This is a genomic window from Pseudomonas sp. AN-1 (assembly GCF_034057115.1).
In the GTDB taxonomy this organism is placed as follows: domain Bacteria; phylum Pseudomonadota; class Gammaproteobacteria; order Pseudomonadales; family Pseudomonadaceae; genus Geopseudomonas.
Genome location: NZ_CP139195.1, coordinates 2,331,154 through 2,356,743, shown reverse-complemented (window position 1 = coordinate 2,356,743; position 25,590 = coordinate 2,331,154). Strand labels below are relative to the sequence as shown.

Genomic DNA, 25,590 nt, shown 5'->3' with positions numbered 1-25,590 from the left:
TAGGGTGCGCCGTGCGCACCATGCGGTTTGTGGGGCGCGCAGCGCACCCTACAACGGCAGTTCCAGCGTGCCAGACATCGCCGGGCTGTCCTCGACGCGCAGCGCCAGCTCGCCCTCGTGCAGCCGGGCGGTCAGGCGCTGGCCGGGAACGGTGTCGGCGGCGCGGCACACGGCGCGGCCACGCTCGTCGAGGAGGATGCTGTAGCCGCGGCCGAGGGTGGCCAGCGGGCTGACCACCTGCAGGGTCTGGGCGATGCCCCCGAGCTTCTGGCGGCGCTCGCGCAGGCCGGCGTGCATGGCGCGCGGCAGGCGCTGGGCGAGGTGGTCGAGGCGCTGGCGCAGCAGTTCGAGCAGGCGCTCGGGATGCTGGGCGGCCAGGCGGGTGTCCAGGCGCGCCAGACGCTCGTGGCCGGTGCGCAGGCGCTGGTCCATCGCCCGGCGCAGGCGCAGCTCCAAGTCGTCGAGGCGCTGGGCCTGCTGGCGCAGCCGTTCGCCGGGATGGCGCAGGCGCCGGCGCAGGCCGTCGAGCTGCAGCTGGCGGGCGGCCAGCAGGTGCTGCATGCGCAGGGTCAGGCGGCGCTGCAGGCCGTCGAGGCGGCGCTGCAGGTCGCTGGAGTCGGGGGCGAGCAGTTCGGCGGCGGCCGAGGGCGTCGGCGCGCGCACGTCGGCGACGAAGTCGGCGATGGTCACGTCGGTCTCGTGGCCCACGGCGCTGACGATCGGTGTCGCGCAGGCGGCGATGGCGCGCGCCACCGCCTCCTCGTTGAAGCACCACAGGTCCTCCAGCGAGCCGCCGCCTCGGGCCAGGATCAGCGCGTCGAAGCCCTGGCGGTCGGCCAGCTGCAGCGCGCGGACGATCTGCGCGCTGGCATCGACGCCCTGCACCGCGGTGGGCACCAGGGTCAGCTCCACCTGCGGCGCGCGGCGGCGGAACACGCTGATGATGTCGCGGATCACCGCCCCTGACGGCGAGCTGACGATACCGACGCGCTGCGGATGGGCGGGCAGGGCGCGCTTGCCCGCGGCGGCGAACAGCCCCTCGGCGGCCAGCTTGTCCTTGAGCGCCTCGAAAGCCAGGCGCAGCGCGCCGTCGCCGGCCGGCTCCACCGCGTCGAGGATCATCTGGTAGTCGCCGCGGCCCTCGAACAGCGAGACCTTGCCGCGCACCTTCACCGCCAGGCCGTCGCGCAGCGCCTGGCGCACCCGCGCGGCGCTGGAGCGGAACAGCGCGCAGCGCACCTGGGCGCCGGCGTCCTTGAGGGTGAAGTAGACGTGCCCGGAGGAGGGCCGCGCCAGGTTGGAGATCTCGCCCTCGACCCACACCTGCGGGAACACGTCCTCGAGCAGGTGGCGGGCGCGCTGGTTGAGCTGGCTGACGGTCAGGACCTCGCGATCGAGGCCGAGCCGCTGGAAGGGATCGGTGAGCATGGCCGGCATGATAAGCCGAGCGTGCGGCGGGAGCGACAGGGATTCAGTCGTCGGCGAGCAGACGGTCGAGCAGCCAGGCGGCGACCGGGCCGAGTTCGCGCCGGCGCGACCACACCGCGTCCACCGCCACGCGCCTGGGCCAGCCGTCGAGCGCCAGCTCATGCAGGCGGCCTCTGCCGTAGTCGGCGACCAGCTGGCGCGGCAGCGCCGCCCAGCCGCAGCCGAGCCCGGCCATTTCCAGCAGCAGCAGGTAGTCTGGCGCCGACCAGCAGCGAGCGCCGCTACGCACGTCGCTGCGCACGCCGCTACGCACGTCGCTGCCCGGCAGGTCGTCGGCCGGCGTCTCGCTGGCGGTCACGCTGCTCAGGCGCAGCGCGCGCCACTGCGCCAGGTCCGCGGGACCGACCCGCGCCAGGGTGGCCAGCGGATGGTCGACGGCGACGAACAGGCCGAATTCGGCGCTGACCGCCACCCCGGCGTGGGCGATGTCCGGCGGGTAGGCGGGCTGCGCGGCGAGCAGGCCGAGCTGGGCGCGGCCCTGACCGATCAGGTCGAGCACGTCGGCGTGCTCGGCGATCAGGCACTCGAACTCCAGGTCGGGGAAGCGCCGGTCGAGCTCCAGCAGACGCGCCTCGTACTGGCGGGGCTGGTAGGCGTCGGACAGGACCAGGGTCAGGCGCGCTTCCTGGCCCTGCGCCAGGCGGGCGGCGTGCAGTGCCAGGCGGTCGCCGGCAGCCAGCACGGCTTCGGCGTGGGCGAGCAGGCTGGCGCCGGCTTCGGTCAGTTCGAGGCGGCGCGGCCCGCGGCGGAACAGCTCGACGCCGAGGTCGAGCTCCAGGCGCGCCACCGCTTCGCTGACGGTCGACTGGCTCTTGCCCAGCCGCCGCGCGGCGGCGCTGAGCGAGCCGCAGGCGGCCGCCTGGGCGAAGGCCTGGAGTGATTCGGCAGACAGGTTCATATCGGCTTCACCGATGGTAGCTGGTTTGTTCGTGGCTGGATGACCGATGAGAATAGCGCCCGCTGCTTTCGATCGCGAGGTCCCTGCCATGAGCCTGAACGCCAATCCCCTGCAACGCTCGCTGGGCGAACGCATCGGCCATGCGCTGGCCTTCGAGCTGATTGCCCTGCTGATCTGCGCACCGGCGCTGGCCTGGCTGCTGGGCAAGCCGCTGCTGCAGCTGGGGCTGCTGACCCTGATGTTCTCGACCGTCGCCATGCTCTGGAACATGCTGTTCAACTGGCTGTTCGACCGCGCCCAGCAGCGCCTGGGCTTCCGCCGCGACCTGCGGGTGCGGCTGTGCCACGCGCTGCTGTTCGAGACGGGGCTGATCGTCGTGCTGGTGCCGCTGGCGGCCTGGTGGCTGTCGATCGGCCTGCTCGAGGCGCTGCTGCTCGACATCGGCCTGATCCTGTTCTTCCTGCCCTACACCGTGGCCTTCAACTGGGGCTGGGATGTGCTGCGCGAGCGCTGGCTGGCGCGCCGGGCTGCGGTGCCGGCCGTCCAGCGGACTTGATTTGTCCGCGCCAGCGCCTAAGCTGCGCGGCTTTCTTCTTGCCGGCCAGCCGCCATGACCGCACAGCTCATCCTCGTCCCGCAGATTTCCAGCGTCCCCGCCCACGAGGCCAAGGCGCGCCAGTTGCTCAACTGGCTGGTCAGGCGCGAGATAGTCGCGGCGCTGCCGACCACCTGCGGGCAGGGCGGCAACGGCATGGCCTACGCCATCGCCCCCGGCGCGCTGCGGGTGGCCCTGCATCCCGAGCGCTTGCCGTTCGGCCAGCCGCACAACGGCCTGGAGATCGTCACCCGGCGCTGCATCTATACGCCGACCCGCGATTTTCGCGAGGAAGCCGGCTGCCCGCAGTGCCGCCAGGAGATCGGCGAGCCGCTGTTCGACAGCCTGGAGGTCTGGTGGCCGGGGGAGGCCGACAACTTCACCTGCCCGGAATGCGGCTTCGAGGACGACATCAACGGCTTCCTGTTCCTGCAGCCGTGCGGCTTCTCCGACCTGGGCTTCATCTTCAACGGCTGGGCGGAGGCGGGGTTGCGTCAGGACTTCCTCGACGCTTTCGCCGAGCGGCTGGGCTTTGCCGTGCGCGTGGTGCAGGTCGATCCCTGAGGCGCGCCCTGTAGTAGGCGGCTGTTACCCACTTGCCGCGCCATGGTCGATACTGCTGGCTCCTTCACCACCCGGAACAGGGAGAGAACCATGGCTGCGAAGAAGATCCTCATGCTGGTCGGCGATTACGTCGAGGACTACGAAGTGATGGTGCCGTTCCAGGCGCTGTCGATGGTTGGCCACACCGTGCACGCGGTGTGTCCGGGCAAGGCCGCCGGGCAGAGCGTGCGCACCGCGATCCATGACTTCGAGGGCGACCAGACCTACAGCGAGAAGCCGGGGCACAACTTCGCCCTCAACTTCGACTTCGCTGCCGTGCAGGCCGCCGACTACGACGCCCTGGTGGTGCCGGGCGGCCGCGCGCCGGAGTACCTGCGCCTGAACGCCGAGGTGATCGAACTGGTGCAGGCCATCGCCCGGGCCGGCAAGCCGATCGCCGCGATCTGCCACGGCGCCCAGCTGCTGGCTGCCGCCGGCGTGCTCAAGGACCGCGAGTGCAGCGCCTACCCGGCCTGCGCCCCGGAGGTCGCCCTGGCCGGCGGGCGCTACGTGGAAATCCCGGTCGACCAGGCGCACAGCGACGGCAACCTGGTCACCGCCCCGGCCTGGCCGGCGCATCCGGCCTGGCTGGCGGCGTTCCTCAAGGTGCTGGGTACCCGCATCGAGCTTTGATCCATGCACCAGAGCGGTAGGGGGCGCGCGGCGCACCCTACGGTTCGAGGAGACACTCATGTGCGAGCTGTACGTCAAGGCCGACCCGATCCTCTACGAGTCGCGCTCGCGCTCCCTGCGCATCCGCGGCGTGGTCACCACCCTGCGCCTGGAGAATCAGTTCTGGGACATCCTGCGCGAGATCGCCGAGGTCGACGGCATGACCACCAACCAGCTGATCGCCAAGCTGTACGAGGAGGTCATGGACTACCGCGGCGAGGTGGTCAACTTCGCCTCCTTCCTGCGCGTCAGCTGCACCCGCTACCTGGCCCAGCGCCGCGAGCGGGGCACGGAACTGAGCCTGGTCGCTGGCCGTGCACGCGCAGGCGACCAGCCGCGTTGAGCCCGAGCCCCGTGCCGGGTATAATGCCGCGCTTCCATTTTTTCCCGTCCGGGAGCCCCCGCCATGCTGCGTATCAGCCAAGAAGCCCTGACCTTCGACGACGTTCTCCTGATCCCCGGTTATTCCGAGGTTCTGCCCAAGGATGTTTCCCTCAAGACCCGCCTGACCCGTGGCATCGAGCTGAACATCCCGCTGGTTTCCGCGGCCATGGACACCGTCACCGAATCGCGCCTGGCCATCGCCATGGCGCAGGAAGGCGGCATCGGCATCATCCACAAGAACATGACCATCGAGCAGCAGGCTGCCGAGGTGCGCAAGGTCAAGCGTCACGAGACCGCCATCGTGCGCGATCCGGTGACCGTGACCCCGGACACCAAGATCATCGACCTGCTGGCCCGCGTGCGCGAGTACGGCTTCTCCGGCTTCCCGGTGGTGGCCAACAACGAGCTGGTCGGCATCGTCACCGGCCGCGACCTGCGCGTGAAGCCGAACGCCGGCGACACCGTGGCGGCGATCATGACGCCCAAGGAGCGCCTGATCACCGTCGAGGAAGGCACCGGTCTCGAGGAGATCAAGGCCAAGCTGTACGAGCACCGCATCGAGAAGATGCTGGTGGTCGACAAGCAGTTCCATCTGCGCGGGCTGGTCACCTTCCGTGACATCGAGAAGGCCAAGAGCTACCCGCTGGCGTCCAAGGACGAGCAGGGCCGCCTGCGCGTCGGCGCCGCCGTCGGCACCGGTGCCGACACCGGCGAGCGCATCGCTGCGCTGGCCGCCGCGGGCGTCGACGTGGTGGTGGTCGACACCGCCCACGGCCACTCCAAGGGCGTGATCGACCGCGTGCGCTGGGTCAAGCAGAACTTCCCCGAAGTGCAGGTGATCGGCGGCAACATCGCCACCGCCGAGGCCGCCCTGGCGCTGGTCGAGGCTGGCGCCGACGCCGTCAAGGTCGGCATCGGCCCGGGCTCGATCTGCACCACCCGCATCGTCGCCGGCGTCGGCGTGCCGCAGATCAGCGCCATCGCCAACGTCTCCGCCGCCCTGGCCGCGGTCGGCGTGCCGATGATCGCCGACGGCGGCATCCGCTTCTCCGGCGACCTGTCCAAGGCCATCGTCGCCGGCGCCAACGCGGTGATGATGGGCTCGATGTTCGCCGGCACCGAAGAGGCGCCGGGCGAGGTCGAGCTGTTCCAGGGCCGCTCCTACAAGTCCTACCGCGGCATGGGCTCGCTGGGCGCCATGGCCCAGGCCCAGGGTTCCTCGGACCGCTACTTCCAGGACTCCGCCGCCGGCGCCGAGAAACTGGTGCCGGAAGGCATCGAAGGCCGCGTGCCGTACAAGGGCGCCCTGGCCGCCATCGTCCACCAACTGATGGGCGGCCTGCGCGCCTCCATGGGTTACACCGGCTGCGCCACCATCGAGGAGATGCGCACCCGCCCGCAGTTCGTGCGCATCACCGGCGCCGGCATGGCCGAGTCGCACGTGCACGACGTGCAGATCACCAAGGAAGCTCCCAACTACCGCGTTGGTTGATTGCTGAGCTTTTGAACTGGCGACACGGGGCTGCTTTTCAGCCCCGTGTCGTTTGTGCATTCCGCTACGAGAGATGGCCATGGCCCACCACGACATTCACGCTCACCGGATCCTGATCCTCGACTTCGGTTCCCAGTACACCCAGCTGATCGCCCGCCGCGTGCGCGAGATCGGCGTGTACTGCGAGATCCATCCGTTCGACATGGACGACGAGGCGATCCGCGCCTTCGACCCGCGCGGCATCATCCTCGCCGGCGGTCCGGAGTCGGTGCACGAGGAGAACAGCCCGCGCGCGCCGCAGGCGGTGTTCGACCTGGGCGTGCCGCTGTTCGGCATCTGCTACGGCATGCAGACCATGTCCGAGCAGCTCGGCGGCAAGGTGCAGGGCTCCGACCTGCGCGAGTTCGGCTACGCCCGCGTCGACCTGGTCGGCAAGAGCCGCCTGCTCGACGGCATCGAGGACCACATGGACGACGACGGCCTGCTCAGCCTCGACGTGTGGATGAGTCACGGCGACAAGGTCACCACGCTGCCGGAAGGCTTCCACATCGTCGCCAGCACCCCGAGCTGCCCGATCGCCGCCATCGCCGACGACAACCGCTGCTACTACGGCGTGCAGTTCCATCCGGAAGTGACCCACACCAAGCAGGGCGGCCGCATCCTGTCGCGCTTCATCCTCGAGATCTGCGGCTGCGAGGCGCTGTGGACCCCGGCCAACATCGTCGAGGACGCCATCGCCACCGTGCGCAAGCAGGTCGGTGACCGCAAGGTGCTGCTCGGCCTGTCCGGTGGCGTCGACTCCTCGGTGGTCGCCGCGCTGCTGCACCGCGCCATCGGCGAGCAGCTGACCTGCGTGTTCGTCGACAACGGCCTGCTGCGCCTGCACGAGGGCGACCAGGTGATGGCCATGTTCGCCGAGAACATGGGCGTCAAGGTGATCCGCGCCAACGCCGAGGAGCTGTTCCTCGGCCGCCTGGCCGGCGTCAGCGATCCGGAGCAGAAGCGCAAGATCATCGGCCGCAGCTTCATCGAGGTGTTCGACCAGGAGGCCAAGAAGCTCGAGGGCATCGACTTCCTCGCCCAGGGCACCATCTACCCGGACGTGATCGAGTCGGCCGGCGCCAAGACCGGCAAGGCCCACGTGATCAAGTCGCACCACAACGTCGGCGGCCTGCCGGAAGACATGCAGTTCCAGCTGGTCGAGCCGCTGCGCGAGCTGTTCAAGGACGAGGTGCGCAAGATCGGCCTCGAACTCGGCCTGCCCTACGACATGGTCTACCGCCACCCGTTCCCGGGCCCGGGCCTGGGCGTGCGCATCCTCGGCGAGGTGAAGAAGGAGTACGCCGACCTGCTGCGTCGCGCCGACCACATCTTCATCGAGGAGCTGCGCAACTTCGACTGGTACCACAAGACCAGCCAGGCCTTCGTGGTGTTCCAGCCGGTCAAGTCGGTCGGCGTGGTCGGCGACGGCCGCCGCTACGCCTGGGTGGTGGCCCTGCGTGCGGTGGAAACCATCGACTTCATGACCGCACGCTGGGCGCACCTGCCCTACGAGCTGCTGGAGAAGGTCTCCAACCGCATCATCAACGAGATCGAAGGCATCTCGCGCGTCACCTACGACGTGTCGAGCAAGCCGCCGGCGACCATCGAGTGGGAATGATCCGGTCGCTCCGGTGATCTGACAGGCAAAAGGGCAGCGTGAGCTGCCCTTTTGCTTTTCCGCCTCGCTATGCTGCAGCCAATACGTCGACAAGGAGTCGCCCGATGTCGCTGTGGAGCTCCCCCCTGGCCCGCATGAAGGCCATCGCCCTCGGCCTGCTGCTGCTGGCGGCGGCGCTGTACGCGCTGGCCACCGCCCTGCTGCCGGGGCATCCCGGCTGGGGTTACCTGCAGGCCTTCGCCGAGGCGGCGATGGTCGGCGCGATCGCCGACTGGTTCGCGGTCACCGCGCTGTTCCGTCACCCGCTGGGCCTGCCGATCCCGCACACGGCGATCATCCCGCGCAAGCAGGCGCGTCTCGGGCGCAACCTGGCCGACTTCATCTGCACCCACTTCCTCGCCACCCCGCAGGTGATGGCCAAGCTCGAGGCCTTCGACGCCGCCGGGCGGCTGGCCGAATGGCTGCGTCGCCCGGCCAGCGCCGCGGCGCTGGCCCGCCAACTGGTCGGCGTGGCGCGCTACGGCCTCAATGCCCTGCGCGACGAGCGGGTGATCCAGTTCGTCCAGCGCAGCGCCACCCGCCGCCTGCGCGAACTGGACCTGGCCCGTCTCGGCGGCCAGCTGCTCGACCTGCTGACCCACGAGCGCCGCCACCAGGCGATGCTCGACGAGCTGCTGGCCCAGCTCGACCTGCTGCTGCAGGACGAGGCGGTGCAGCGGCGCATCGCCGCCGGGCTGTCCGGCGAGTTCAGCGCGCTGCGCTTTCGCCTGTTCGGCAAGGACATCCCGCTCGACGAGAAGGCCGGCCAGTGGTCGGCGGACAAGGTGGTGCGCCGGGTTTCCGAGCTGATCGGCGAGATCAGCCGTGACCCGCAGCACGAGCTGCGCGGCCACTTCGATGGCTGCGTGGCGCGTTTCGTCGCCCGCCTCAAGGAGGATCCGGCGTTCCGCCTCAAGGGCGAGCAGATCCGCGAGCAGCTGCTCGCCCACCCGGCGCTGGCCGGCTACCTGCGCCAGCTGTGGGACGATCTGGTCGACTGGCTGCAGGCCGACCTGGGCGACGCCGATTCGACCATCCGCCGCCGTCTGGAGAGCCTGTGCCTGCGCCTGGGCGAGGCGCTGGCGACGGATGCGGCGATGCGCCGCTGGATCAACGACCAGTTGCTCGAGGTGGCGCCGGCGCTGGTCGAGCGGCATCGCGAGGACATCCGCCGCTACATCGCCGAGCGGGTCGAGCGCTGGGACAGCGCCGAGCTGGTCGAGCAGCTGGAGCGCAACGTCGGCCGCGATCTGCAGTTCATCCGCATCAACGGCACCCTGGTCGGCGGCCTGGTCGGCCTCGGCCTGCATGCGCTGACCCGCCTGCTGGCGGGCTGAAGGCGCTCAGCGTCGGCGCAGGCGTTCCACCTCGACGTCCTGGCCCGACCAGCGGCCGCGCACCTGTACGTAGTCGCCGGGTCGCGGGCTCTTGTCGATCCGCGTGCCGGTGCCGACCCGCAGCGGCAGGCCGTCCAGCGTCCAGCCGGCGCCGAGGGTGCCGTGCAGACGCAGGCGGGCGCCGGCCGGCGTGGCGGCTGGGCGGCCCTCGGCGTCGCGCGCGCCCTGTTCGATCCAGGCGGCGATCAGCGCGATCTCCGCCTCGTCCAGCCAGGGCGGGCCGTCGTAGGGCATGCGCGGTCGCGCCTGGCCGCGGATGCGGCGCAGCAGCTCGCTGGCCTCGGGCGCGCCGGGGATCACCCGCGCGCGCTCGCCGCTGGCCAGGGCCTCGGCGTGGGAGGTCAGGCGCAGGCCTTCCGGCGGCGGGCCCATCAGGCCCTGGGTGGCGTGGCACTTGCTGCAGCGGCGGGCGAGGATCGGCGCGACCTGGGTCCAGGTGACCGGGCCGTCGACAGTCTGGGCGGGCGGAGCGGGGGCTGTGGCGGCGGGGTCGGCGCCGGCCGGCAGGCCGTCGGCGATCCAGCGCTCGAACAGGGACATCTCGGCCGCGGACAGCCAGGGCGGGCCGGTCATCGGCATGCGCGGCTGGCGTGCGCCGCTCAGGCGCAGCAGCAGCTCGCTGTCCTGCGGCTTGCCGGCGAGCGCCACCGGGCCGCGCTGGCTGCCGGCGCGCAGTCCTTCCAGGCTGTCCAGGCGCAGCCCCAGCGGTGCGCTGGCTCCGGAGTGGCAGAGCACGCAGCGCGCCTGCAGGATCGGCGCGATCTCGGTGTAGGTGACGGCTTGCTGGGCCAGGGCGGCGGCCGGTCCGAGCAGGAGCGGCAGCAGCAGGCGCTGGACGATGGACATGGCGACTCCACAATTCCCTGCGTGGGCGTGTCCTGCAAGCCTAGACCAGCGCGGTCTGTGCCGATGTGTCGCGGATGGGCTCGCCGGCGCAGCATGGATAATGAGAAACTCTGTCATCCGCGTCCTGCTCGCGGCACTTCGCCGGGGCAGGGCTGATTCCGTTTTCGCCCGCGAGGTGTCCCGATGTCCTTCACCCGCCGACAAGTCCTCGCCGGCCTGGCCGGTCTCGGCGCCCTCGGCCTGGCCGGCGGCGGCGCCCGCTACTGGCTGGGCCGCCCAGCCGACCCGGCCGGCCACGACTACGAGCTGATCGCCGCGCCGCTGGACGTCGAGCTGGTGCCCGGCCACAGGACCGGTGCCTGGGCCTACGGCGGCCAGGCGCCGGGCCTGGAGCTGCGCGCCCGCCAGGGCGAGCGCCTGCGGGTGCGCTTCGTCAACCGCCTGCCCGAGCCGAGCACCATCCACTGGCACGGCATCCGCCTGCCGCTGGAGATGGACGGCGTACCCTACCTGTCGCAGCTGCCGGTGCTGCCCGGCGAGTTCTTCGACTACGACTTCGTGGTGCCGGACGCCGGCAGCTTCTGGTACCACCCGCACACTGCCAGCGGCGAGCAACTCGGCCGCGGCCTGGTCGGCCCGCTGATCGTCGAGGAGCGCGAGCCGAGCGGCTTCCGCCACGAGCGCACGCTGAGCCTGAAGAGCTGGCACGTGGACGGACAGGGCGCCTTCACCGATTTCAGCCTGCCGCGCGAGGCGGCCCGCGGCGGCACGCCGGGGCGGCTGTCGACGGTCAACGGCGCGCATGCGCCGACCCTCGACCTGCCGGCCGGGCAGATCGTCCGCCTGCGCATCCTCAACCTCGACAACACCCTGACCTACCGGCTCAACCTGCCGGGCGCCGAGGCACGCATCTACGCCCTCGACGGCAACCCGGTGGCGCCGCGGCCGCTGGGCAGGGAGTACTGGCTGGGGCCGGGCATGCGCATCGAGCTGGCCCTGCGCGTGCCGGCGGTCGGTGCCGAACTGGCCCTGCGCAACGGCCCGCTGCGCCTGGCGACGCTGAAGGGCGTGGCCAGCAGCGAGCCGGCCGGCGACTGGCCGCCGGCGCTGCCGGCCAACCCGGTCGCCGAGCCGGATCTGGCGGCGGCCGAGACCCTGCGCTTCAACTTCGAGTGGACCGGCGCGGTGTCGGCCAACCTGGAGCAGGGCGCGGCGCACAGCTTCTGGCAGGTCAACGGCCAGGCCTGGGACATCGGCGACAAGAGCTGCGTCGAGCGGCCGATCGCCACCCTCAAGCAGGGGCGCAGCTACATCCTCGAGCTGCGCAACCTCAGCCAGTACCAGCACCCGATCCACCTGCACGGCATGAGCTTCAAGGTGCTGTCCTCCAACCGCCGGCGCATCGAGGCGCCCTGGTTCACCGACACCTACCTGCTGGGCAAGCAGGAGACGGCGCGGGTCGCACTGGTGGCCGACAATCCGGGTACCTGGATGTTCCACTGCCACGTGATCGACCACATGGAGACCGGGCTGATGGCGGCGATCGCGGTGGTCTAGGCCTGGGGCGGTCTTCGGCGTTACCTCCTGTAGGGGCGAATTCATTCGCCAACGCGGCCCTGTCAGGCGAATGAATTCGCCCCTACACGGATCGCGGGGAATGGAACGCCCCGGGCTTGACTCGCCGCCGGCTTTGCCCAAACTGGCGGGCTTTCCTCCAGCTGCAGCCTTCCCATGAAAAGACCCGTGATCATCGACCGCAGCCAGGACGAGCGCTTCATGCGCGAGGCGCTGGCGCTCGCCGCCGAAGGCGCGGTGCGCGGCGAGGTGCCGGTGGGCGCGGTGCTGGTGGTCGCTGGCGAGGTGGTCGGCCGCGGCTTCAACTGCCCGATCTCCACCCACGATCCCAGCGCCCACGCCGAGATGGTGGCGATCCGCGATGCGGCGCGCAACCTCGAGAACTACCGCCTGGTCGGCAGCACCCTGTACGTGACCCTCGAGCCGTGCAGCATGTGCGCCGGGCTGATCATCCATTCGCGCGTGGCCCGCGTGGTCTACGGCGCCACCGAGCCCAAGGCCGGAGTGGTGGAGAGTCGCGGGCGTTTCTTCGAACAGGCCTTCCTCAATCACCGTCTGCTGGTCGAGGGCGGCGTGCTGGCCGCCGAGTGCGGCGCCATCCTCAGCGAGTTCTTCCGCCTGCGCCGGCAGAAGGGGTAGGCGACGGCCTACAGCTGCGGCTCGACCTTGGGCGGGGTCTTGTCGACGCCGGGGCGGTGCAGGCCGCGGTCGGCCACCTGGCTGCCCTCCAGCTGCGGCTGGGTGACCCAGGTAAGGATGTCGTAGTAGCGGCGGATGTTGTTGACGAAGTGCACCGGCTCGCCGCCGCGGGCGTAGCCGTAGCGGGTCTTGCGGTACCACTGCTTCTGCGAAAGGCGCGGCAGCATCTTCTTCACGTGCAGCCACTTGTTGGGGTTCAGGCCCTCGGCCTGGGCCAGCTTGCGCGCGTCCTCCAGGTGGCCGCCGCCGACGTTGTAGGCGGCCAGGGCGAACCAGCTGCGGTCCGGCTCCTTGATGCTGTCCGGCAGCGCGGCGTGCACCTCGGTGAAGTAGCGCGCGCCGCCCTGGATGCTCTGCCGGGCGTCGAGGCGGTTGGCCACGCCCATCGCCGTGGCGGTGCGCTGGGTCAGCATCATCAGACCGCGCACGCCGGTCTTGGACACCGCGTCGGGCTGCCACATCGACTCCTGATAGCCGATCGCGGCAAGCAGGCGCCAGTCGATCTTGTACTGCTCGGCGGCCTTGCGAAAGTGCTGCTCGTAGCGCGGCAGGCGCTGCTGCAGGTGCTTACCGAAGGTGACGGTGCCGACGTAGCCGAGCACCTCGATGTGTCCGTAGTAGCGTTCCTTGAGCTGCTGCAGGGTCTTGTCCTGCTGCGCCCTGGCGAGGAAGGCGTTGATCTCCTTGAGCAGGCTGTCGTCCTTGCCCGGCGGCACCGCCCAGGCCAGGTGCCGGTCGCTGTCGAGATCGAAGGCCACGCGCACGTTGGGGTAGCCGAACTGGCTCATTGCCAGCTCGTTGGAGCCGACCAGGGTCAGGTCGATCTGCCCCTCGTCGACCATGCCCAGCAGGTCGGCGATCTCGACCTCGTCGGACTCGCTGTAGTTCAGTCCGGGCAGGCGCTGCTTGAGTTCGGCCAGGCGCTCGGCCTGGATGCTGCCCTTGATCACGGTGATGCGCTTGCCGACCAGTTGCTCGGGCTTGGTCGGCCGCGGCTGGCCGTTGCGGTAGACCACCTGCAGGGTGACATCCAGGTAGCCCCGACTGAAGCGCGCCTGCGACTGGCGCGCGGCGGATTCGACCAGGCCGGCGGCGGCCAGGTCGGGGCCGTCCGGCGCATTGAGGCGCGCGAACAGCTCGTCGATGGTGTTGGCGGTCTCGAGCTCCAGCCTGACGCCCAGGCGCTTGGCGAACTGCTCGGCCAGCTCGTACTCGAAGCCGGTTTCGCCGTTGCGGTCCTGGTAGTAGGTGGTCGGGCTGTTGCGGGTGATCACGCGCAACACGCCGTCCTCCCGGACCCGCTCGAGGGCGGTGGGCGGTTCGCCACACGCGCTGAGCAGCAGGATCAGTACGGTCGTCAGCAGCCAGGCGCTGTGACGCAGGCGAAGGGCATTGAGACTGAACATGGATGGAGTATACGCAAAGCGTGGCGGGGTCCATACCTCGACGGTCGGATGGTGGGGCGGGCGGCGACGGCTGCGGGTGCCCGGCTGGGCGCTTTGCGCTAGAATGCCCAGTCTTTCGCACTCCTTGCCCAAGAGGCTGTTCCGACAATGCTGATCCTGCGCGGCACCCCCGCCCTTTCTGCCTTCCGTCACGGCAAACTGCTCGAGCAACTGACCCAGAAAGTGCCGGCGGTCGCCGGCCTGTACGCCGAGTTCGCCCATTTCGCCGAAGTGTCCAGCGCACTGGACGGCAACGAGGAACAGGTGCTGGCGCGCCTGCTGCAGTACGGCCCGAGCGTCCCGGTGCAGGAGCCCAGCGGCCGCCTGTTCCTGGTGGTGCCGCGTTTCGGCACCATCTCGCCGTGGTCGAGCAAGGCCACCGACATCGCCCACAACTGCGGCCTGGGCAAGATCCAGCGCCTGGAGCGCGGCATCGCCTACTACGTGGCCGGCGAGCTGAGCGAGGCCGACGCCGCGGCCGTCGCCAGCGCGCTGCACGACCGCATGACCCAGCTGGTGCTGGGCCGCCTGGAGGAGGCTGAGGCGCTGTTCAGCCACGCCCAGCCCAAGCCGCTGACCGTGGTCGACGTGCTCGGCGGCGGTCGCGCCGCCCTCGAGGCCGCCAACGTCCAGCTGGGCCTGGCCCTGGCCGAGGACGAGATCGACTACCTGGTGAAGAGCTTCAATGATCTGGGGCGCAACCCCCACGACATCGAGCTGATGATGTTCGCCCAGGCCAACTCCGAGCACTGCCGCCACAAGATCTTCAACGCCAGCTGGGACATCGACGGCGAGAGCCAGGAGAAGTCGCTGTTCGGCATGATCAAGAACACCTACGAGATGCACCGCGAAGGCGTGCTGTCCGCCTACAAGGACAACGCCTCGGTGATCGAGGGCTTCACCGCCGGGCGCTTCTTCCCGCAGCCGGACAGCCACGAGTACGCCGCCCATCAGGAGCCGGTGCACATCCTGATGAAGGTGGAGACCCACAACCACCCGACCGCCATCGCCCCGTTCCCCGGCGCCTCCACCGGCTCCGGCGGCGAGATCCGTGACGAGGGCGCCACCGGTCGCGGTTCCAAGCCCAAGGCCGGCCTGGTCGGCTTCACCGTCTCCAACCTGCAGATCCCCGGCTTCGAGCAGCCCTGGGAGAAGCCCTACGGCAAGCCCGAGCGCATCGTCAGCGCGCTGGACATCATGATCGAGGGCCCGCTGGGCGGCGCCGCGTTCAACAACGAGTTCGGCCGTCCCAACCTGACCGGCTATTTCCGCACCTTCGAGCAGAGCATCGACACCCCGCGCGGTGAAGAGGTGCGCGGCTACCACAAGCCGATCATGCTGGCCGGCGGCCTCGGCAACATCCGCGAGGAGCACGTGCAGAAGGGCGAGATCTCGGTCGGCGGCAAGCTGATCGTGCTCGGCGGCCCGGCCATGCTGATCGGCCTGGGCGGCGGCGCCGCTTCGTCGATGGCCACCGGCGCCAGCTCGGCCGATCTGGACTTCGCCTCGGTGCAGCGCGAGAACCCGGAAATGGAACGTCGCTGCCAGGAGGTCATCGACCGCTGCTGGCAGATGGGCGACAAGAACCCGATCAAGTTCATCCACGACGTCGGCGCCGGTGGCCTGTCCAACGCCCTGCCGGAGCTGATCAACGACGCCGGCCGCGGCGGCCGCTTCGAGCTGCGCAACGTGCCCAACGACGAGCCGGGCATGAGCCCGCTGGAAATCTGGTGCAACGAGTCGCAGGAACGCTACGTCCTCTCCGTCGACGCCGCCGACCTGGAGACCTTCAAGGCCATCTGCGAGCGCGAGCGCTGCCCGTTCGCGGTGGTCGGCGAGGCCACCGAGGAGCGCCAGCTGACCGTCCACGACGAGCACTTCGGCAACAACCCGGTGGACATGCCGCTCGAGGTGCTGCTCGGCAAGCCGCCGCGCATGCACCGCTCGGTGAGCCGCGAGGCCGAGCTGGGCGACGACTTCTCCACCGCCGGCCTCGAGCTGGATGATGCGGTCGAGCGCGTTCTGCGCCACCCGGCCGTCGCCTCCAAGAGCTTCCTGATCACCATCGGCGACCGCTCGATCACCGGCCTGGTGGCCCGCGACCAGTTCGTCGGTCCGTGGCAGGTGCCGGTGGCCGACTGCGCCGTCACCGCCACCGCCTTCGACGTCTACACCGGCGAAGCCATGGCCATGGGCGAGCGCACCCCGCTGGCCCTGCTCGACGCTCCGGCCTCGGGCCGCATGGCGATCGGCGAGACCCTCACCAATCTGGCCGCCGCGCGCATCGGCAAGATCTCCGACGTCAAGCTGTCGGCCAACTGGATGGCCGCCGCCGGCCACCCGGGCGAGGACGCCCGCCTGTACGACACCGTCAAGGCGGTGGGCATGGAGCTGTGCCCGGCGCTGGGCATCACCATCCCGGTGGGCAAGGACTCCATGTCCATGAAGACCCGCTGGCAGGACGCGGGCGAGGACAAGAGCGTCACCGCGCCGATGTCGCTGATCGTTTCCGGCTTCGCTCCGGTGCAGGACATCCGCCTGACCCTGACCCCGCAGCTGCGCCTGGACAAGGGCGAGACCGAGCTGCTGCTGGTCGACCTCGGCCGCGGCCAGAACCGCCTCGGTGGCTCGATCATCGCCCAGGTGTACAGCCGGATCGGTCGCCAGGCGCCGGACGTCGACAGCGCCGCCGACCTCAAGGCGTTCTTCGATACCGTGCAGGCGCTGAACGCCGACGGCAAGCTGCTGGCCTATCACGACCGCTCCGACGGCGGCCTGCTGGCCACCGTCACCGAGATGGCCTTCGCCGGCCACTGCGGCCTCGACCTGCAGCTCGACGCCATCGCCGCCAGCCGCGAGGCGCTGGGCGCCGCGCTGTTCAGCGAAGAGCTGGGCGCGGTGGTCCAGGTGCGTGCCGCCGATTCCGCCGAGGTACTCGCCCGCTTCGCCGCCGCCGGTCTGGCCGACTGCGTACAGGTCATCGGCCGTCCGGTCGCCGGTGGCGACATCCGCCTGAACCTGGGCGGCGAGATCGTCTACCACGCCGAGCGGCGCATCCTGCAGCGCATCTGGAGCGAGACCAGCTACCGCATCCAGCGCCTGCGCGACAACGCCCAGTGCGCCGAGCAGGAGTACGACCTGCTGCTCGACGAGAGCAACCCGGGCCTGTCGGCCAAGCTCAGCTTCGACGTCAACGACAACGTCGCCGCGCCCTACATCAACACCGGCGTGCGCCCGCGCATGGCGATCCTGCGCGAGCAGGGCGTCAACGGCCAGACCGAGATGGCGGCCGCCTTCCACCGCGCCGGGTTCGCCGTGGTCGACGTGCACATGAGCGACATCATCGCCGGCCGCGTCAGCCTGGAGGACTTCAAGGGCCTGGTGGCCTGCGGCGGCTTCTCCTACGGCGACGTGCTCGGCGCCGGTGGCGGCTGGGCCAAGTCGGTGCTGTTCAACGCCCGTGCCCGCGACAACTTCAGCGCCTTCTTCGCGCGCAAGGACAGCTTCGCCCTCGGCGTGTGCAACGGCTGCCAGATGCTCTCCAACCTGGTCGAGCTGATCCCCGGCAGCGAGCACTGGCCGCGCTTCGTGCGCAACCGTTCCGAGCAGTTCGAGGCACGGGTGGCCATGGTCCAGGTGCAGGAGTCGCCGTCGATCTTCCTGCGCGGCATGGCCGGCTCGCGCCTGCCGATCGCCATCGCCCACGGCGAGGGCCACGCCGAGTTCGCCAGCGAGGAAGCCCTGCTGCAGACTGACCTGTCCGGCTTCGTGGCGCTGCGCTACGTCGACAACCACGGCAAGGTCACCGAGAGCTACCCGGCCAACCCTAACGGTTCGCCGCGCGGCATCACCGGCCTGACCACTCGCGACGGTCGCGTCACCATCATGATGCCGCACCCGGAGCGGGTGTTCCGCGCCGTGCAGAACTCCTGGCGTCCGGACGAGTGGCAGGAAGACGCCGGCTGGATGCGCATGTTCCGCAACGCGCGGGTCTGGGTCGACTGACCCGGCTGCGCCCCTGCGCCTGCCTTGGCAGGTGCAGGGGAGGTGGAGTTCGTCGGGGCGCCTTCGGAGGGCGCCCTTTTTCTGCGTGGAGCGTGCTCCCGTTCACGGATTTGCTGTGGACGGGCCGTTAATTTCGCCGAGATGTCAGGGACGAAGTGCACGGCCGTCATGGGGTCGTGGCACGATCGGTGGCCAAGGGCCACTACCGCCGTAACCCTCTTCGCCCCGGAGTCCTCTGGATGTACAAACTCTGCTTCTTCGTTCCCGAATCCCACCTCGATGCGGTCAAGGCCGCGATCTTCGCCACCGGCGCCGGACGTATCGGCAGCTACGACAGCTGCTGCTGGCAGACCCTCGGTCAGGGCCAGTTCCATCCGCTGCCGGGCAGCCAGCCCTACGAGGGAGCCCAGGGCGAGTTGGCCAGGGTGGCGGAATGGAAGGTGGAAATGGTGGTGGCGGACGAGCTGATCCATGCCGCGGTCAAGGCTCTCAAGCAGAGCCATCCCTACGAGACGCCGGCCTTCGACGTCTGGCGGCTGTCGGACATGGTGTTCTGATCCGCCGGAGGCATGAAAAAGGCGCCGCATCCCTCGATGCCGGCGCCTTTTTCGTTTCCGCGGATCAGGGGCGGATTTCGATCAGCGTGCCGTCCTTGACCAGGCTCCACACCTCGCGCATGTCGCGGTTGCGCAGGGCGATGCAGCCTTCGGTCCAGTCGAGGGTGTGGAAGTACCACTCGGGGTACTCCTCGTCCAGTGGCGTGCCGTGGATCATGATCATGTCGCCCGGCGGCAGGCCCTTCTGCTCGGCGTGCTGGCGATCCTGTGCGTTGGGGTAGGAGATGTGCATGGACAGGTTGTACTTGTCGCTGGGCTTGCGCCAGTCGATCCAGTAGAAGCCTTCGGGGGTGCGCTTGTCGCCCTGGTAGCGCTTGGGGCCATCCGGGCGCTTGCCCAGCGAGACGCGATAGCTCTTGAGGATCTCGCCGCGGCTGAGCAGGTGCAGCTTGCGCTCGGACTTGACCACCAGCACCTTGTCGACCTTGGTGTTCGAGTCCAGGCCCGGGGTGCTCATCGCCAGGGCCTGGGAGGCGAAGAGGAAACTGCAGAGTACGATCAACCAGCGCATGAAAGGCATTCCAGTGCAAACCAGGGTGGCCGTCAGCCCGGCGGCCGGTTGTTCATGCAGCGCGCCACGGGGGCTGATTGGTCGCGCTGTACCACGGGGAGGCCGGACTGCTGCCGGCTGTGGCGATGGGTGAATTTTAGGCCAGTGGCGGGGGTGGGGGAAGGGTGCTCAGCGGCGGCTGGTCGGCGCCGGCGGCGAGGGCTTGGGCGTGTTGCGTCTTTCATGCCATGATTCATGCATTTCCCATGACGAGAGTGCTCCATGCTGGACGTGCTGCGCCAACGCGTACAGGCCCACACGCCGGGTTCCCTGCCCAGTGACCGCGACTTTCCTGAGGCGGCGGTGCTGGTGCCGGTCACCCGCAGCGCCGAGCCGCAACTGGTACTGACCCTGCGCGCCAGCGGCTTGTCGACCCATGGCGGCGAGGTGGCCTTTCCCGGCGGGCGCCGCGACCCGGACGACGAGTCGCTGGTGTTCACCGCCCTGCGCGAGGCGCACGAGGAGGTGGGGCTGGCGCCGGGACTGGTGGAGGTGGTCGGCCCGCTGAGCACGCAGATCTCCCGTCACGGCATCAAGGTCGTTCCCTACGTCGGCTTCATTCCCGACCATGTCGACTTCCAGGCCAATCGCGACGAGATCGATGCGGTGTTCAGCGTGCCACTGGAGTTCTTCCGCGAGGACCCGCGCGAGATCACCCACCGCATCGACTACCTCGGCCACAGCTGGTACGTGCCGAGCTACCGCTACGCCGGCTTCAAGATCTGGGGACTGACCGCGATCATGGTGGTCGAGCTGGTCAACCTGGTGTACGACGCCGGCATCCAGCTGCGCGAGCCGCCGCCCCACTACATTCATTACCGTTGAGCGTGCCGAGGAGGCTGCCGATGAAATACCGCCTGGGCGATGCCCGAGTTGAAGCCCATCCCGACAGCTGGGTGGCCCCCGGCGCCAGCCTGGTCGGCAAGGTGCGCCTGGATGCCGGTGCCAGCGTGTGGTTCGGCGCCGTGCTGCGCGGCGACAACGAGCTGATCCACGTCGGCGAAGACAGCAACGTGCAGGACGGCAGCGTGCTGCACACCGACATGGGCTGGCCGCTGACCATCGGCAAGGGCGTGACCATCGGCCACAAGGTCACCCTGCATGGCTGCACCATCGGTGACCACAGCCTGGTCGGCATCGGCGCCGTGGTGCTCAACGGCGCCAGGATCGGCCGCAACTGCCTGATCGGCGCCGGCGCGCTGATCCCCGAGGGCAAGGAGATTCCCGACGGCAGCCTGGTGATGGGCGTGCCGGGCAGGGTGGTGCGCCAGCTGAGCGAGGAACAGATCCGCGGACTGCAGGCCAACGCCGCCCACTACGTCGACAACGCCCGCCGCTACGCCCGCGAACTGGCCGAGCAGGACGACTGATGGTCGAGCTGCAGGACAAGCCGGTCGCCTCGCCCTGCGTGTACGTCTGCGCGCTGGACGACAACGACCTCTGCGTCGGCTGCCAGCGCAGCGGCGACGAAATCACCCGCTGGGGCCGCATGGACAACGCCGAGCGCCGTGCCGTGCTCGCGCGCTGCCGCGAGCGCGCCCTGGCCGCAGGACTGTTGACCCCCCTCTGAGGAAAGCCTTAGTGACCATGATCGGAACCCCGCTGTCGCCGAGCGCGACCCGTGTACTGCTGTGCGGCTCTGGCGAGCTGGGCAAGGAAGTCGTCATCGAGCTGCAGCGCCTGGGCTGCGAGGTGATCGCCGTCGACCGCTACGCCAACGCTCCGGCCATGCAGGTGGCGCACCGCAGCCACGTGATCAGCATGCTCGACGGCGCCGCGCTGCGCGCGGTGATCGAGCAGGAGCAGCCGCACTACATCGTCCCCGAGATCGAGGCCATCGCCACCGATACCCTGGTCGAGCTGGAGGCCGAGGGCTTCACCGTGGTGCCCACCGCGCGCGCGGCGAAGCTGACCATGAACCGAGAGGGCATCCGCCGCCTGGCCGCCGAGGAGCTGGGCCTGCCGACCTCGCCGTACCGCTTCGCCGACAGCTTCGAGGACTACGCCGCGGCGGTCGCCGAGCTGGGCTTCCCCTGCGTGGTCAAGCCGATCATGAGCTCTTCCGGCAAGGGTCAGAGCCTGCTGCGCGGTGCGGACGACGTGCGCAAGGCCTGGGACTACGCCCAGGAAGGCGGCCGCGCCGGCAAGGGCCGGGTGATCGTCGAGGGCTTCATCGACTTCGACTACGAGATCACCCTGCTCACCGTGCGCCACATCGGCGGCACCACCTTCTGCGCGCCGGTCGGCCACCGCCAGGAGAAGGGCGACTACCAGGAGTCCTGGCAGCCGCAGGCGATGAGTCCTGCTGCGCTGGCCGAGTCCGAACGCATCGCCCGTGCGGTGACCGAGGCCCTCGGCGGCCGCGGCCTGTTCGGCGTCGAGCTGTTCATCAAGGGCGACCAGGTGTGGTTCAGCGAGGTGTCGCCGCGCCCGCACGACACCGGCCTGGTGACGCTGATCTCCCAGGACCTCTCCGAGTTCGCCCTGCACGCGCGGGCCATCCTCGGCCTGCCGATCCCGGCGATCCGCCAGTTCGGCCCTTCGGCCTCGGCGGTGATCCTGGTCGAGGGCGAGTCGCAGCAGGTCGCCTTCGGCAACCTCGGCGCCGCGCTGGCCGAGGCGGATACCGCGCTGCGCCTGTTCGGCAAGCCGGAAGTCAGCGGCCAGCGGCGCATGGGCGTGGCGCTGGCGCGCGACGAGTCGATCGAGGCGGCGCGCGCCAAGGCGCTGCGCGCGGCGCAGGCGGTCACTGTCGAGCTGTAAGCGGCCCGGGCAGCGAAAAGGCCGGCCACCCTCGCGGGTGCCGGCCTTTCTTTTGATCTGTGGGACGGCGACGGCTCATTCGTCCTCGTGCCGGCCGGGCTCGGCCCGCCAGGCGCGTACGCGCTTCACGCGGTTTTCCTCGGCCTGGAGGATCTCCAGGCGATAGGGGCCGATCTTCAGGCATACGCTGCTGTCGGGGATGGTTTCCAGCGCCTCGGTGACCAGGCCGTTGATGGTGCGCGGGCCGTCGCAGGGCAGGTGCCAGCCCAGTTCGCGGTTGACCTCGCGGATGTTGGCGCTGCCGTCGACCACGAAGCTGCCGTCGTCCTGGGGGTGGACGGACGGCTCGCGCAGGCCGGGCTGGGTGGTGAACTCACCGACGATCTCCTCGAGGATGTCCTCGAGGGTGACCAGGCCGATCACCTCGCCGTACTCGTCGACCACCATGCCCATGCGCCGCTTGAACTTCTGGAAGTTGATCAGCTGGGTCGACAGCGGGGTGTTTTCCGGCACGAAGTAGGGCTCCACGCAGGCGCTGCGCAGCGCCTCGTGGGTCAGCTGGCTGTGGGTCAGCAGGCGGGCGATGCGGCGCATGTGGATCACCCCCTCGACCTGGTTGAGGTCGTGGCGGTACACCGGCAGGCGGGTGTGGCTGGTGCTGCGCAGCTGGGCGACGATCTGCCCGATGTCCTCCTCGAGATCGATGCCGATGACCTCGTTGCGCGGGATCATGATGTCGTTGACCGAGACCCGCTCCAGGTCGAGGATGCCCAGCAGCATGTTCTGCCGGTCGAGCGGCAGGCCGCCGCCGGCCTCGCGCACCACGCTGCGCAGCTCCTCGGCGGACAGGCCTTCCTGGCGGTGCTGTGCCGGGTCGATGCCGAGCAGGCGCAGCAGGCCATTGCTGATCGCGCCGGTGACCCACACCAGCGGGTGGAGCAGGCGCATCAGCAGCAGCAGCACGCGGCTGGCCGGGTAGGCGACCTGTTCCGGGCGCAGGGCGGCCAGGGTCTTGGGGGTGATCTCGCCGAAGATCAGGATGACGATGGTCAGCACCACGGTGGAGATGGCGATGCCGGCCTCGCCCCACAGGTCCACGGCGATCACCGTGGCGATGGAGGCGGCGAGGATGTTGACCACGTTGTTGCCGACCAGGATGGTGCCGAGCAGGCGGTCGGGGCGGCTGAGCAGCTCGCTGGCGCGCCGGGCGCCCTTGTGCCCCTCGCGCGCCAGGTGGCGCAGGCGGTAGCGGTTGAGGCTGAGCATGCCGGTCTCGGAGCTGGAGAAGAACGCCGAGCAGGCGATCAGGAATACCAGCAGTCCGAACAACAAACCCGAATGGAGATCGCCCACGGCGTCGGCAGTCCTAGATGTGCAGGATGAATTCGCGGACCAGCTTGCTGCCGAAGTAGGCCAGCATCAGCAGCAGGAAGCCGGCCAGGGTCCAACGGATCGCCTTGCCGCCGCGCCAGCCGAGCTGGTGGCGGCCCCACAGCAGTACGCCGAACACCACCCAGGCCAGGCAGGCGAGCAGGGTCTTGTGTACCAGGTGCTGGGCGAACAGGTCGTCGAGGAACAGCCAGCCGGACAGCAGCGACAGCGACAGCAGGCTCCAGCCGCCCCACAGGAAGCCGAACAGCAGGCTCTCCATGGTCTGCAGCGGCGGGAAGTTGCGGATGATCCCCGAGGGGTGCTTGTGCTTGAGCTGGTGGTTCTGCAGCAGCAGGAGCAGGGCCTGCACCACGGCGATGGTGAACAGGCCGTAGGCGAGGATCGACAGCAGGATGTGGGCGAGGATGCCGGGCGCCTCGACGATCGGCCGGGTGGTGCCGCCGGGCAGCAGTGCCAGCAGGGCGGTCAGGCTGCCGAGCGGGAACAGCAGCACCAGCAGGTTCTCCACCGGGATGCGCAGGCTGGCCAGCAGGGTCAGGGCGATCACCGCGGCGGCCAGCAGGCTGGCGGCGTTGAAGAAATCGAGCAGCAGGGCGCCGTTGTCGAGCAGCAGCAGGCGCAGGCCGAATGCGTGGGCCAGCAGGGCCAGCGCACCGAGCAGGCCGAGCAGGCGCTTGTCCGGCACCGCGCGGCGGGAGAGCAGCAGGGCCTGGTACAGGGCCGCGCCGGCGTACAGGCCGGCCGCCGCCAGGCTGGGCAGCAAAGGCGTCATAAGTCCTTGTGGGGGAAGCCTCGAAGTTGCCGAGTTTGGCACAGAACCGGCTATCCACGAAAGCCTGGGGGACGGTGTCGGTGGTCGTCGCACTCGGCTATAATCCGCCGCCTGCCGCAAGCTCCCTCTTCAAAGGAACGTGCATGTTCGAGAATTTGACCGACCGCCTCTCGCAGACGCTGCGCAATGTCACCGGCCGCGCCAAGCTGACCGAGGACAACATCAAGGACACCCTGCGCGAGGTGCGCATGGCCCTGCTCGAGGCCGACGTCGCCCTGCCGGTGGTCAAGGACTTCGTCAACAAGGTCAAGGAGCGTGCGGTCGGCACCGAGGTGTCGAAGAGTCTGACCCCGGGCCAGGCGTTCGTGAAGATCGTCCGCGCCGAGCTGGAAGCGCTGATGGGCGCGGCCAACGAGGACCTGAGCCTCAACGCCGCGCCGCCGGCGGTGATCCTGATGGCCGGCCTGCAGGGCGCGGGCAAGACCACAACGGTCGGCAAGCTCGCGCGCTTCCTCAAGGAGCGCAAGAAGAAGTCGGTGCTGGTGGTGTCCGCCGACGTCTACCGCCCGGCGGCGATCAAGCAGCTGGAGACCCTGGCCAATGAGGTGGGGGTAACCTTCTTCCCCTCCGATCTGAGCCAGAAGCCGGTGGACATCGCCCGCGCGGCCATCGCCGAGGGCCGGCTGAAGTTCATCGACGTGGTGATCGTCGACACCGCCGGCCGTCTGCACGTCGACGCCGAGATGATGGCGGAGATCCAGCAGGTCCACGCCGCGATCAACCCGGTCGAGACCCTGTTCGTGGTCGACGCCATGACCGGTCAGGATGCGGCCAACACCGCCAAGGCCTTCAATGACGCCCTGCCGCTGACCGGCGTGGTGCTGACCAAGGTCGACGGCGATGCCCGTGGCGGCGCCGCGCTGTCGGTACGCGCGATCACCGGCAAGCCGATCAAGTTCCTCGGCATGGGCGAGAAGAGCGAGGCGCTCGATCCGTTCCATCCCGACCGCGTGGCCTCGCGTATCCTCGGCATGGGCGACGTGCTCAGCCTGATCGAGCAGGCCGAGCAGACCATGGACCGCGAGAAGGCGGCCAAGCTCACCCAGAAGCTGAAGAAGGGCAAGGGCTTCGACCTCGAGGACTTCCGCGACCAGCTGCAGCAGATGAAGAACATGGGCGGCCTCGGCAGCCTGATGGACAAGCTGCCGATGCTCGGCGGCGTCAACCTCGGCCAGATGGGCAATGCCCAGCAGGCGGCGGAGAAGCAGTTCCGCCAGATGGAGGCGATCATCAACTCGATGACCCCCGCCGAGCGGCGCGACCCGGAAATGATCAGCGGCTCGCGCAAGCGCCGCATCGCCCTGGGTTCCGGCACCCAGGTGCAGGATGTCGGGCGGCTGATCAAGCAGCACAAGCAGATGCAGAAGATGATGAAGAAGGTCACCGCCAAGGGCGGCATGGCCAAGATGATGCGCGGCATGAGCGGCCTGATGGGCGGCGGCATGCCGAAGATGTGAGGATCGATCGGCGGCGTCGCGCAGGCGATGCCGCCGGACGTAGTGCGCGGCGAAGACCGCGCGCGACAATGAGGAAGACCCCGGGAACGGTGCCCGCCATGGCGGGCGCCGCAAAATGGCTTTGCATTTCTCCGGATAATCCTTAAAATGTGCGGCCTTTCGGGCCGTGGGCCCTAGTGTG

General features: G+C 69.5%; 23 protein-coding genes. 16 read left to right on the top strand and 7 right to left on the bottom strand.

Annotated features, from left to right (window positions below; genetic code table 11):
* Nucleotides 1-48: 48 nt before the first annotated feature.
* Nucleotides 49-1,428, bottom strand: coding sequence for an exodeoxyribonuclease VII large subunit (xseA, locus tag SK095_RS10970; RefSeq protein ID WP_320546325.1), 1,380 nt, complete (start codon nt 1,426-1,428; stop codon nt 49-51).
* 43 nt (nt 1,429-1,471) lie between these two features.
* Nucleotides 1,472-2,386: a LysR family transcriptional regulator gene (locus tag SK095_RS10965; protein ID WP_320546324.1), complete on the bottom strand. Its 915-nt coding sequence runs from the start codon at nt 2,384-2,386 to the stop codon at nt 1,472-1,474.
* 88 nt (nt 2,387-2,474) lie between these two features.
* On the opposite strand from SK095_RS10965, the gene SK095_RS10960 reads away from it, so the two are divergent.
* The 7 genes from SK095_RS10960 to SK095_RS10930 all read left to right on the top strand — a co-directional run bounded on the left by SK095_RS10960 (nt 2,475) and on the right by SK095_RS10930 (nt 9,168).
* Complete coding sequence (locus tag SK095_RS10960) at nt 2,475-2,942, top strand: multidrug/biocide efflux PACE transporter (protein ID WP_320546323.1); 468 nt, start codon at nt 2,475-2,477, stop codon at nt 2,940-2,942.
* 54 nt (nt 2,943-2,996) lie between these two features.
* Entirely contained in the window at nt 2,997-3,545 is a 549-nt protein-coding gene (locus SK095_RS10955) for a sugar ABC transporter ATPase (protein ID WP_320546322.1), read from the top strand.
* 90 nt (nt 3,546-3,635) lie between these two features.
* Nucleotides 3,636-4,217, top strand: coding sequence for a DJ-1/PfpI family protein (locus SK095_RS10950; protein ID WP_320546321.1), 582 nt, complete (start codon nt 3,636-3,638; stop codon nt 4,215-4,217).
* 58 nt (nt 4,218-4,275) lie between these two features.
* Complete coding sequence (locus SK095_RS10945; protein ID WP_201487926.1) at nt 4,276-4,599, top strand: ribbon-helix-helix domain-containing protein; 324 nt, start codon at nt 4,276-4,278, stop codon at nt 4,597-4,599.
* A 63-nt stretch (nt 4,600-4,662) separates the two neighbouring features.
* Nucleotides 4,663-6,132, top strand: coding sequence for an IMP dehydrogenase (guaB, locus tag SK095_RS10940; protein WP_136489181.1), 1,470 nt, complete (start codon nt 4,663-4,665; stop codon nt 6,130-6,132).
* Between the two features lie 79 nt (nt 6,133-6,211).
* Nucleotides 6,212-7,792: a glutamine-hydrolyzing GMP synthase gene (gene guaA / locus SK095_RS10935; RefSeq protein ID WP_201487927.1), complete on the top strand. Its 1,581-nt coding sequence runs from the start codon at nt 6,212-6,214 to the stop codon at nt 7,790-7,792.
* Nucleotides 7,793-7,896: 104 nt separating this feature from the next.
* Nucleotides 7,897-9,168 (top strand): DUF445 domain-containing protein, encoded by a 1,272-nt coding sequence (locus tag SK095_RS10930; protein ID WP_320546320.1) that lies wholly within the window; start codon nt 7,897-7,899, stop codon nt 9,166-9,168.
* Between the two features lie 6 nt (nt 9,169-9,174).
* Here SK095_RS10930 and SK095_RS10925 read toward each other — a convergent pair whose 3' ends face one another.
* Nucleotides 9,175-10,074: a c-type cytochrome domain-containing protein gene (locus tag SK095_RS10925; protein ID WP_320546319.1), complete on the bottom strand. Its 900-nt coding sequence runs from the start codon at nt 10,072-10,074 to the stop codon at nt 9,175-9,177.
* 183 nt (nt 10,075-10,257) lie between these two features.
* Here SK095_RS10925 and SK095_RS10920 point away from each other — a divergent pair, with 183 nt between their 5' ends.
* Nucleotides 10,258-11,631, top strand: coding sequence for a multicopper oxidase family protein (locus tag SK095_RS10920; RefSeq protein ID WP_320546318.1), 1,374 nt, complete (start codon nt 10,258-10,260; stop codon nt 11,629-11,631).
* 174 nt (nt 11,632-11,805) lie between these two features.
* Nucleotides 11,806-12,288, top strand: a complete 483-nt coding sequence (gene tadA, locus SK095_RS10915) for a tRNA adenosine(34) deaminase TadA (RefSeq protein ID WP_136489763.1) — start codon at nt 11,806-11,808, stop codon at nt 12,286-12,288.
* A gap of 8 nt (nt 12,289-12,296) precedes the next feature.
* Here tadA and mltF read toward each other — a convergent pair whose 3' ends face one another.
* Nucleotides 12,297-13,754 (bottom strand): membrane-bound lytic murein transglycosylase MltF, encoded by a 1,458-nt coding sequence (gene mltF / locus SK095_RS10910; RefSeq protein WP_320546317.1) that lies wholly within the window; start codon nt 13,752-13,754, stop codon nt 12,297-12,299.
* 147 nt (nt 13,755-13,901) lie between these two features.
* On the opposite strand from mltF, the gene purL reads away from it, so the two are divergent.
* Nucleotides 13,902-17,798 carry a phosphoribosylformylglycinamidine synthase gene (purL, locus tag SK095_RS10905; RefSeq protein ID WP_320546316.1) on the top strand — a complete coding sequence of 1,299 codons (3,897 nt, stop codon included), beginning with the start codon at nt 13,902-13,904 and terminating at the stop codon, nt 17,796-17,798.
* Between the two features lie 239 nt (nt 17,799-18,037).
* Complete coding sequence (locus tag SK095_RS10900; RefSeq protein WP_136489766.1) at nt 18,038-18,355, top strand: YqfO family protein; 318 nt, start codon at nt 18,038-18,040, stop codon at nt 18,353-18,355.
* 64 nt (nt 18,356-18,419) lie between these two features.
* Here SK095_RS10900 and SK095_RS10895 read toward each other — a convergent pair whose 3' ends face one another.
* Nucleotides 18,420-18,926: a L,D-transpeptidase family protein gene (locus tag SK095_RS10895; protein WP_320546315.1), complete on the bottom strand. Its 507-nt coding sequence runs from the start codon at nt 18,924-18,926 to the stop codon at nt 18,420-18,422.
* A gap of 261 nt (nt 18,927-19,187) precedes the next feature.
* Here SK095_RS10895 and SK095_RS10890 point away from each other — a divergent pair, with 261 nt between their 5' ends.
* The 4 genes from SK095_RS10890 to purT are packed head-to-tail and all read left to right on the top strand — an operon-like array spanning nt 19,188 to nt 21,728.
* Nucleotides 19,188-19,790: a CoA pyrophosphatase gene (locus SK095_RS10890; RefSeq protein WP_136489768.1), complete on the top strand. Its 603-nt coding sequence runs from the start codon at nt 19,188-19,190 to the stop codon at nt 19,788-19,790.
* A gap of 20 nt (nt 19,791-19,810) precedes the next feature.
* Nucleotides 19,811-20,335: a gamma carbonic anhydrase family protein gene (locus tag SK095_RS10885; protein WP_136489769.1), complete on the top strand. Its 525-nt coding sequence runs from the start codon at nt 19,811-19,813 to the stop codon at nt 20,333-20,335.
* Nucleotides 20,335-20,535: a DUF1289 domain-containing protein gene (locus SK095_RS10880; RefSeq protein WP_136489770.1), complete on the top strand. Its 201-nt coding sequence runs from the start codon at nt 20,335-20,337 to the stop codon at nt 20,533-20,535. The genes SK095_RS10885 and SK095_RS10880 overlap by 1 nt, the downstream gene beginning before the upstream one ends.
* A gap of 11 nt (nt 20,536-20,546) precedes the next feature.
* On the top strand, nt 20,547-21,728 hold the full coding sequence (purT, locus tag SK095_RS10875) for a formate-dependent phosphoribosylglycinamide formyltransferase (RefSeq protein ID WP_136489771.1): 1,182 nt from the start codon (nt 20,547-20,549) through the stop codon (nt 21,726-21,728).
* Between the two features lie 75 nt (nt 21,729-21,803).
* On the opposite strand, the gene SK095_RS10870 is transcribed toward purT, so the two are convergent.
* Both SK095_RS10870 and SK095_RS10865 read right to left on the bottom strand, forming a co-directional pair.
* A complete protein-coding gene (locus SK095_RS10870) occupies nt 21,804-23,081 on the bottom strand; it encodes an HlyC/CorC family transporter (RefSeq protein WP_136489772.1) in 1,278 nt (425 codons plus the stop codon).
* A gap of 13 nt (nt 23,082-23,094) precedes the next feature.
* A complete protein-coding gene (locus tag SK095_RS10865) occupies nt 23,095-23,892 on the bottom strand; it encodes an inner membrane protein YpjD (protein ID WP_136489773.1) in 798 nt (265 codons plus the stop codon).
* Nucleotides 23,893-24,035: 143 nt separating this feature from the next.
* Here SK095_RS10865 and ffh point away from each other — a divergent pair, with 143 nt between their 5' ends.
* Nucleotides 24,036-25,409 carry a signal recognition particle protein gene (gene ffh, locus SK095_RS10860; protein ID WP_136489774.1) on the top strand — a complete coding sequence of 458 codons (1,374 nt, stop codon included), beginning with the start codon at nt 24,036-24,038 and terminating at the stop codon, nt 25,407-25,409.
* Nucleotides 25,410-25,590: the final 181 nt, after the last annotated feature.

Excerpts from the sequence above, each read along its gene's own strand:
- mltF (WP_320546317.1), bottom strand. The coding sequence starts at position 13,754 with ATGTTCAGTCTCAATGCCCTTCGCCTGCGTCACAGCGCCTGGCTGCTG.
- guaA (WP_201487927.1), top strand. The coding sequence starts at position 6,212 with ATGGCCCACCACGACATTCACGCTCACCGGATCCTGATCCTCGACTTC.
- SK095_RS10865 (WP_136489773.1), bottom strand. The coding sequence starts at position 23,892 with ATGACGCCTTTGCTGCCCAGCCTGGCGGCGGCCGGCCTGTACGCCGGC.
- SK095_RS10885 (WP_136489769.1), top strand. The coding sequence starts at position 19,811 with ATGAAATACCGCCTGGGCGATGCCCGAGTTGAAGCCCATCCCGACAGC.
- SK095_RS10890 (WP_136489768.1), top strand. The coding sequence starts at position 19,188 with ATGCTGGACGTGCTGCGCCAACGCGTACAGGCCCACACGCCGGGTTCC.
- purL (WP_320546316.1), top strand. The coding sequence starts at position 13,902 with ATGCTGATCCTGCGCGGCACCCCCGCCCTTTCTGCCTTCCGTCACGGC.
- SK095_RS10925 (WP_320546319.1), bottom strand. The coding sequence starts at position 10,074 with ATGTCCATCGTCCAGCGCCTGCTGCTGCCGCTCCTGCTCGGACCGGCC.
- guaB (WP_136489181.1), top strand. The coding sequence starts at position 4,663 with ATGCTGCGTATCAGCCAAGAAGCCCTGACCTTCGACGACGTTCTCCTG.
- SK095_RS10965 (WP_320546324.1), bottom strand. The coding sequence starts at position 2,386 with ATGAACCTGTCTGCCGAATCACTCCAGGCCTTCGCCCAGGCGGCCGCC.
- SK095_RS10930 (WP_320546320.1), top strand. The coding sequence starts at position 7,897 with ATGTCGCTGTGGAGCTCCCCCCTGGCCCGCATGAAGGCCATCGCCCTC.
- SK095_RS10955 (WP_320546322.1), top strand. The coding sequence starts at position 2,997 with ATGACCGCACAGCTCATCCTCGTCCCGCAGATTTCCAGCGTCCCCGCC.
- SK095_RS10945 (WP_201487926.1), top strand. The coding sequence starts at position 4,276 with ATGTGCGAGCTGTACGTCAAGGCCGACCCGATCCTCTACGAGTCGCGC.
- tadA (WP_136489763.1), top strand. The coding sequence starts at position 11,806 with ATGAAAAGACCCGTGATCATCGACCGCAGCCAGGACGAGCGCTTCATG.
- SK095_RS10960 (WP_320546323.1), top strand. The coding sequence starts at position 2,475 with ATGAGCCTGAACGCCAATCCCCTGCAACGCTCGCTGGGCGAACGCATC.
- SK095_RS10880 (WP_136489770.1), top strand. The coding sequence starts at position 20,335 with ATGGTCGAGCTGCAGGACAAGCCGGTCGCCTCGCCCTGCGTGTACGTC.
- ffh (WP_136489774.1), top strand. The coding sequence starts at position 24,036 with ATGTTCGAGAATTTGACCGACCGCCTCTCGCAGACGCTGCGCAATGTC.
- SK095_RS10900 (WP_136489766.1), top strand. The coding sequence starts at position 18,038 with ATGTACAAACTCTGCTTCTTCGTTCCCGAATCCCACCTCGATGCGGTC.
- xseA (WP_320546325.1), bottom strand. The coding sequence starts at position 1,428 with ATGCTCACCGATCCCTTCCAGCGGCTCGGCCTCGATCGCGAGGTCCTG.
- SK095_RS10950 (WP_320546321.1), top strand. The coding sequence starts at position 3,636 with ATGGCTGCGAAGAAGATCCTCATGCTGGTCGGCGATTACGTCGAGGAC.
- SK095_RS10920 (WP_320546318.1), top strand. The coding sequence starts at position 10,258 with ATGTCCTTCACCCGCCGACAAGTCCTCGCCGGCCTGGCCGGTCTCGGC.
- SK095_RS10895 (WP_320546315.1), bottom strand. The coding sequence starts at position 18,926 with ATGCGCTGGTTGATCGTACTCTGCAGTTTCCTCTTCGCCTCCCAGGCC.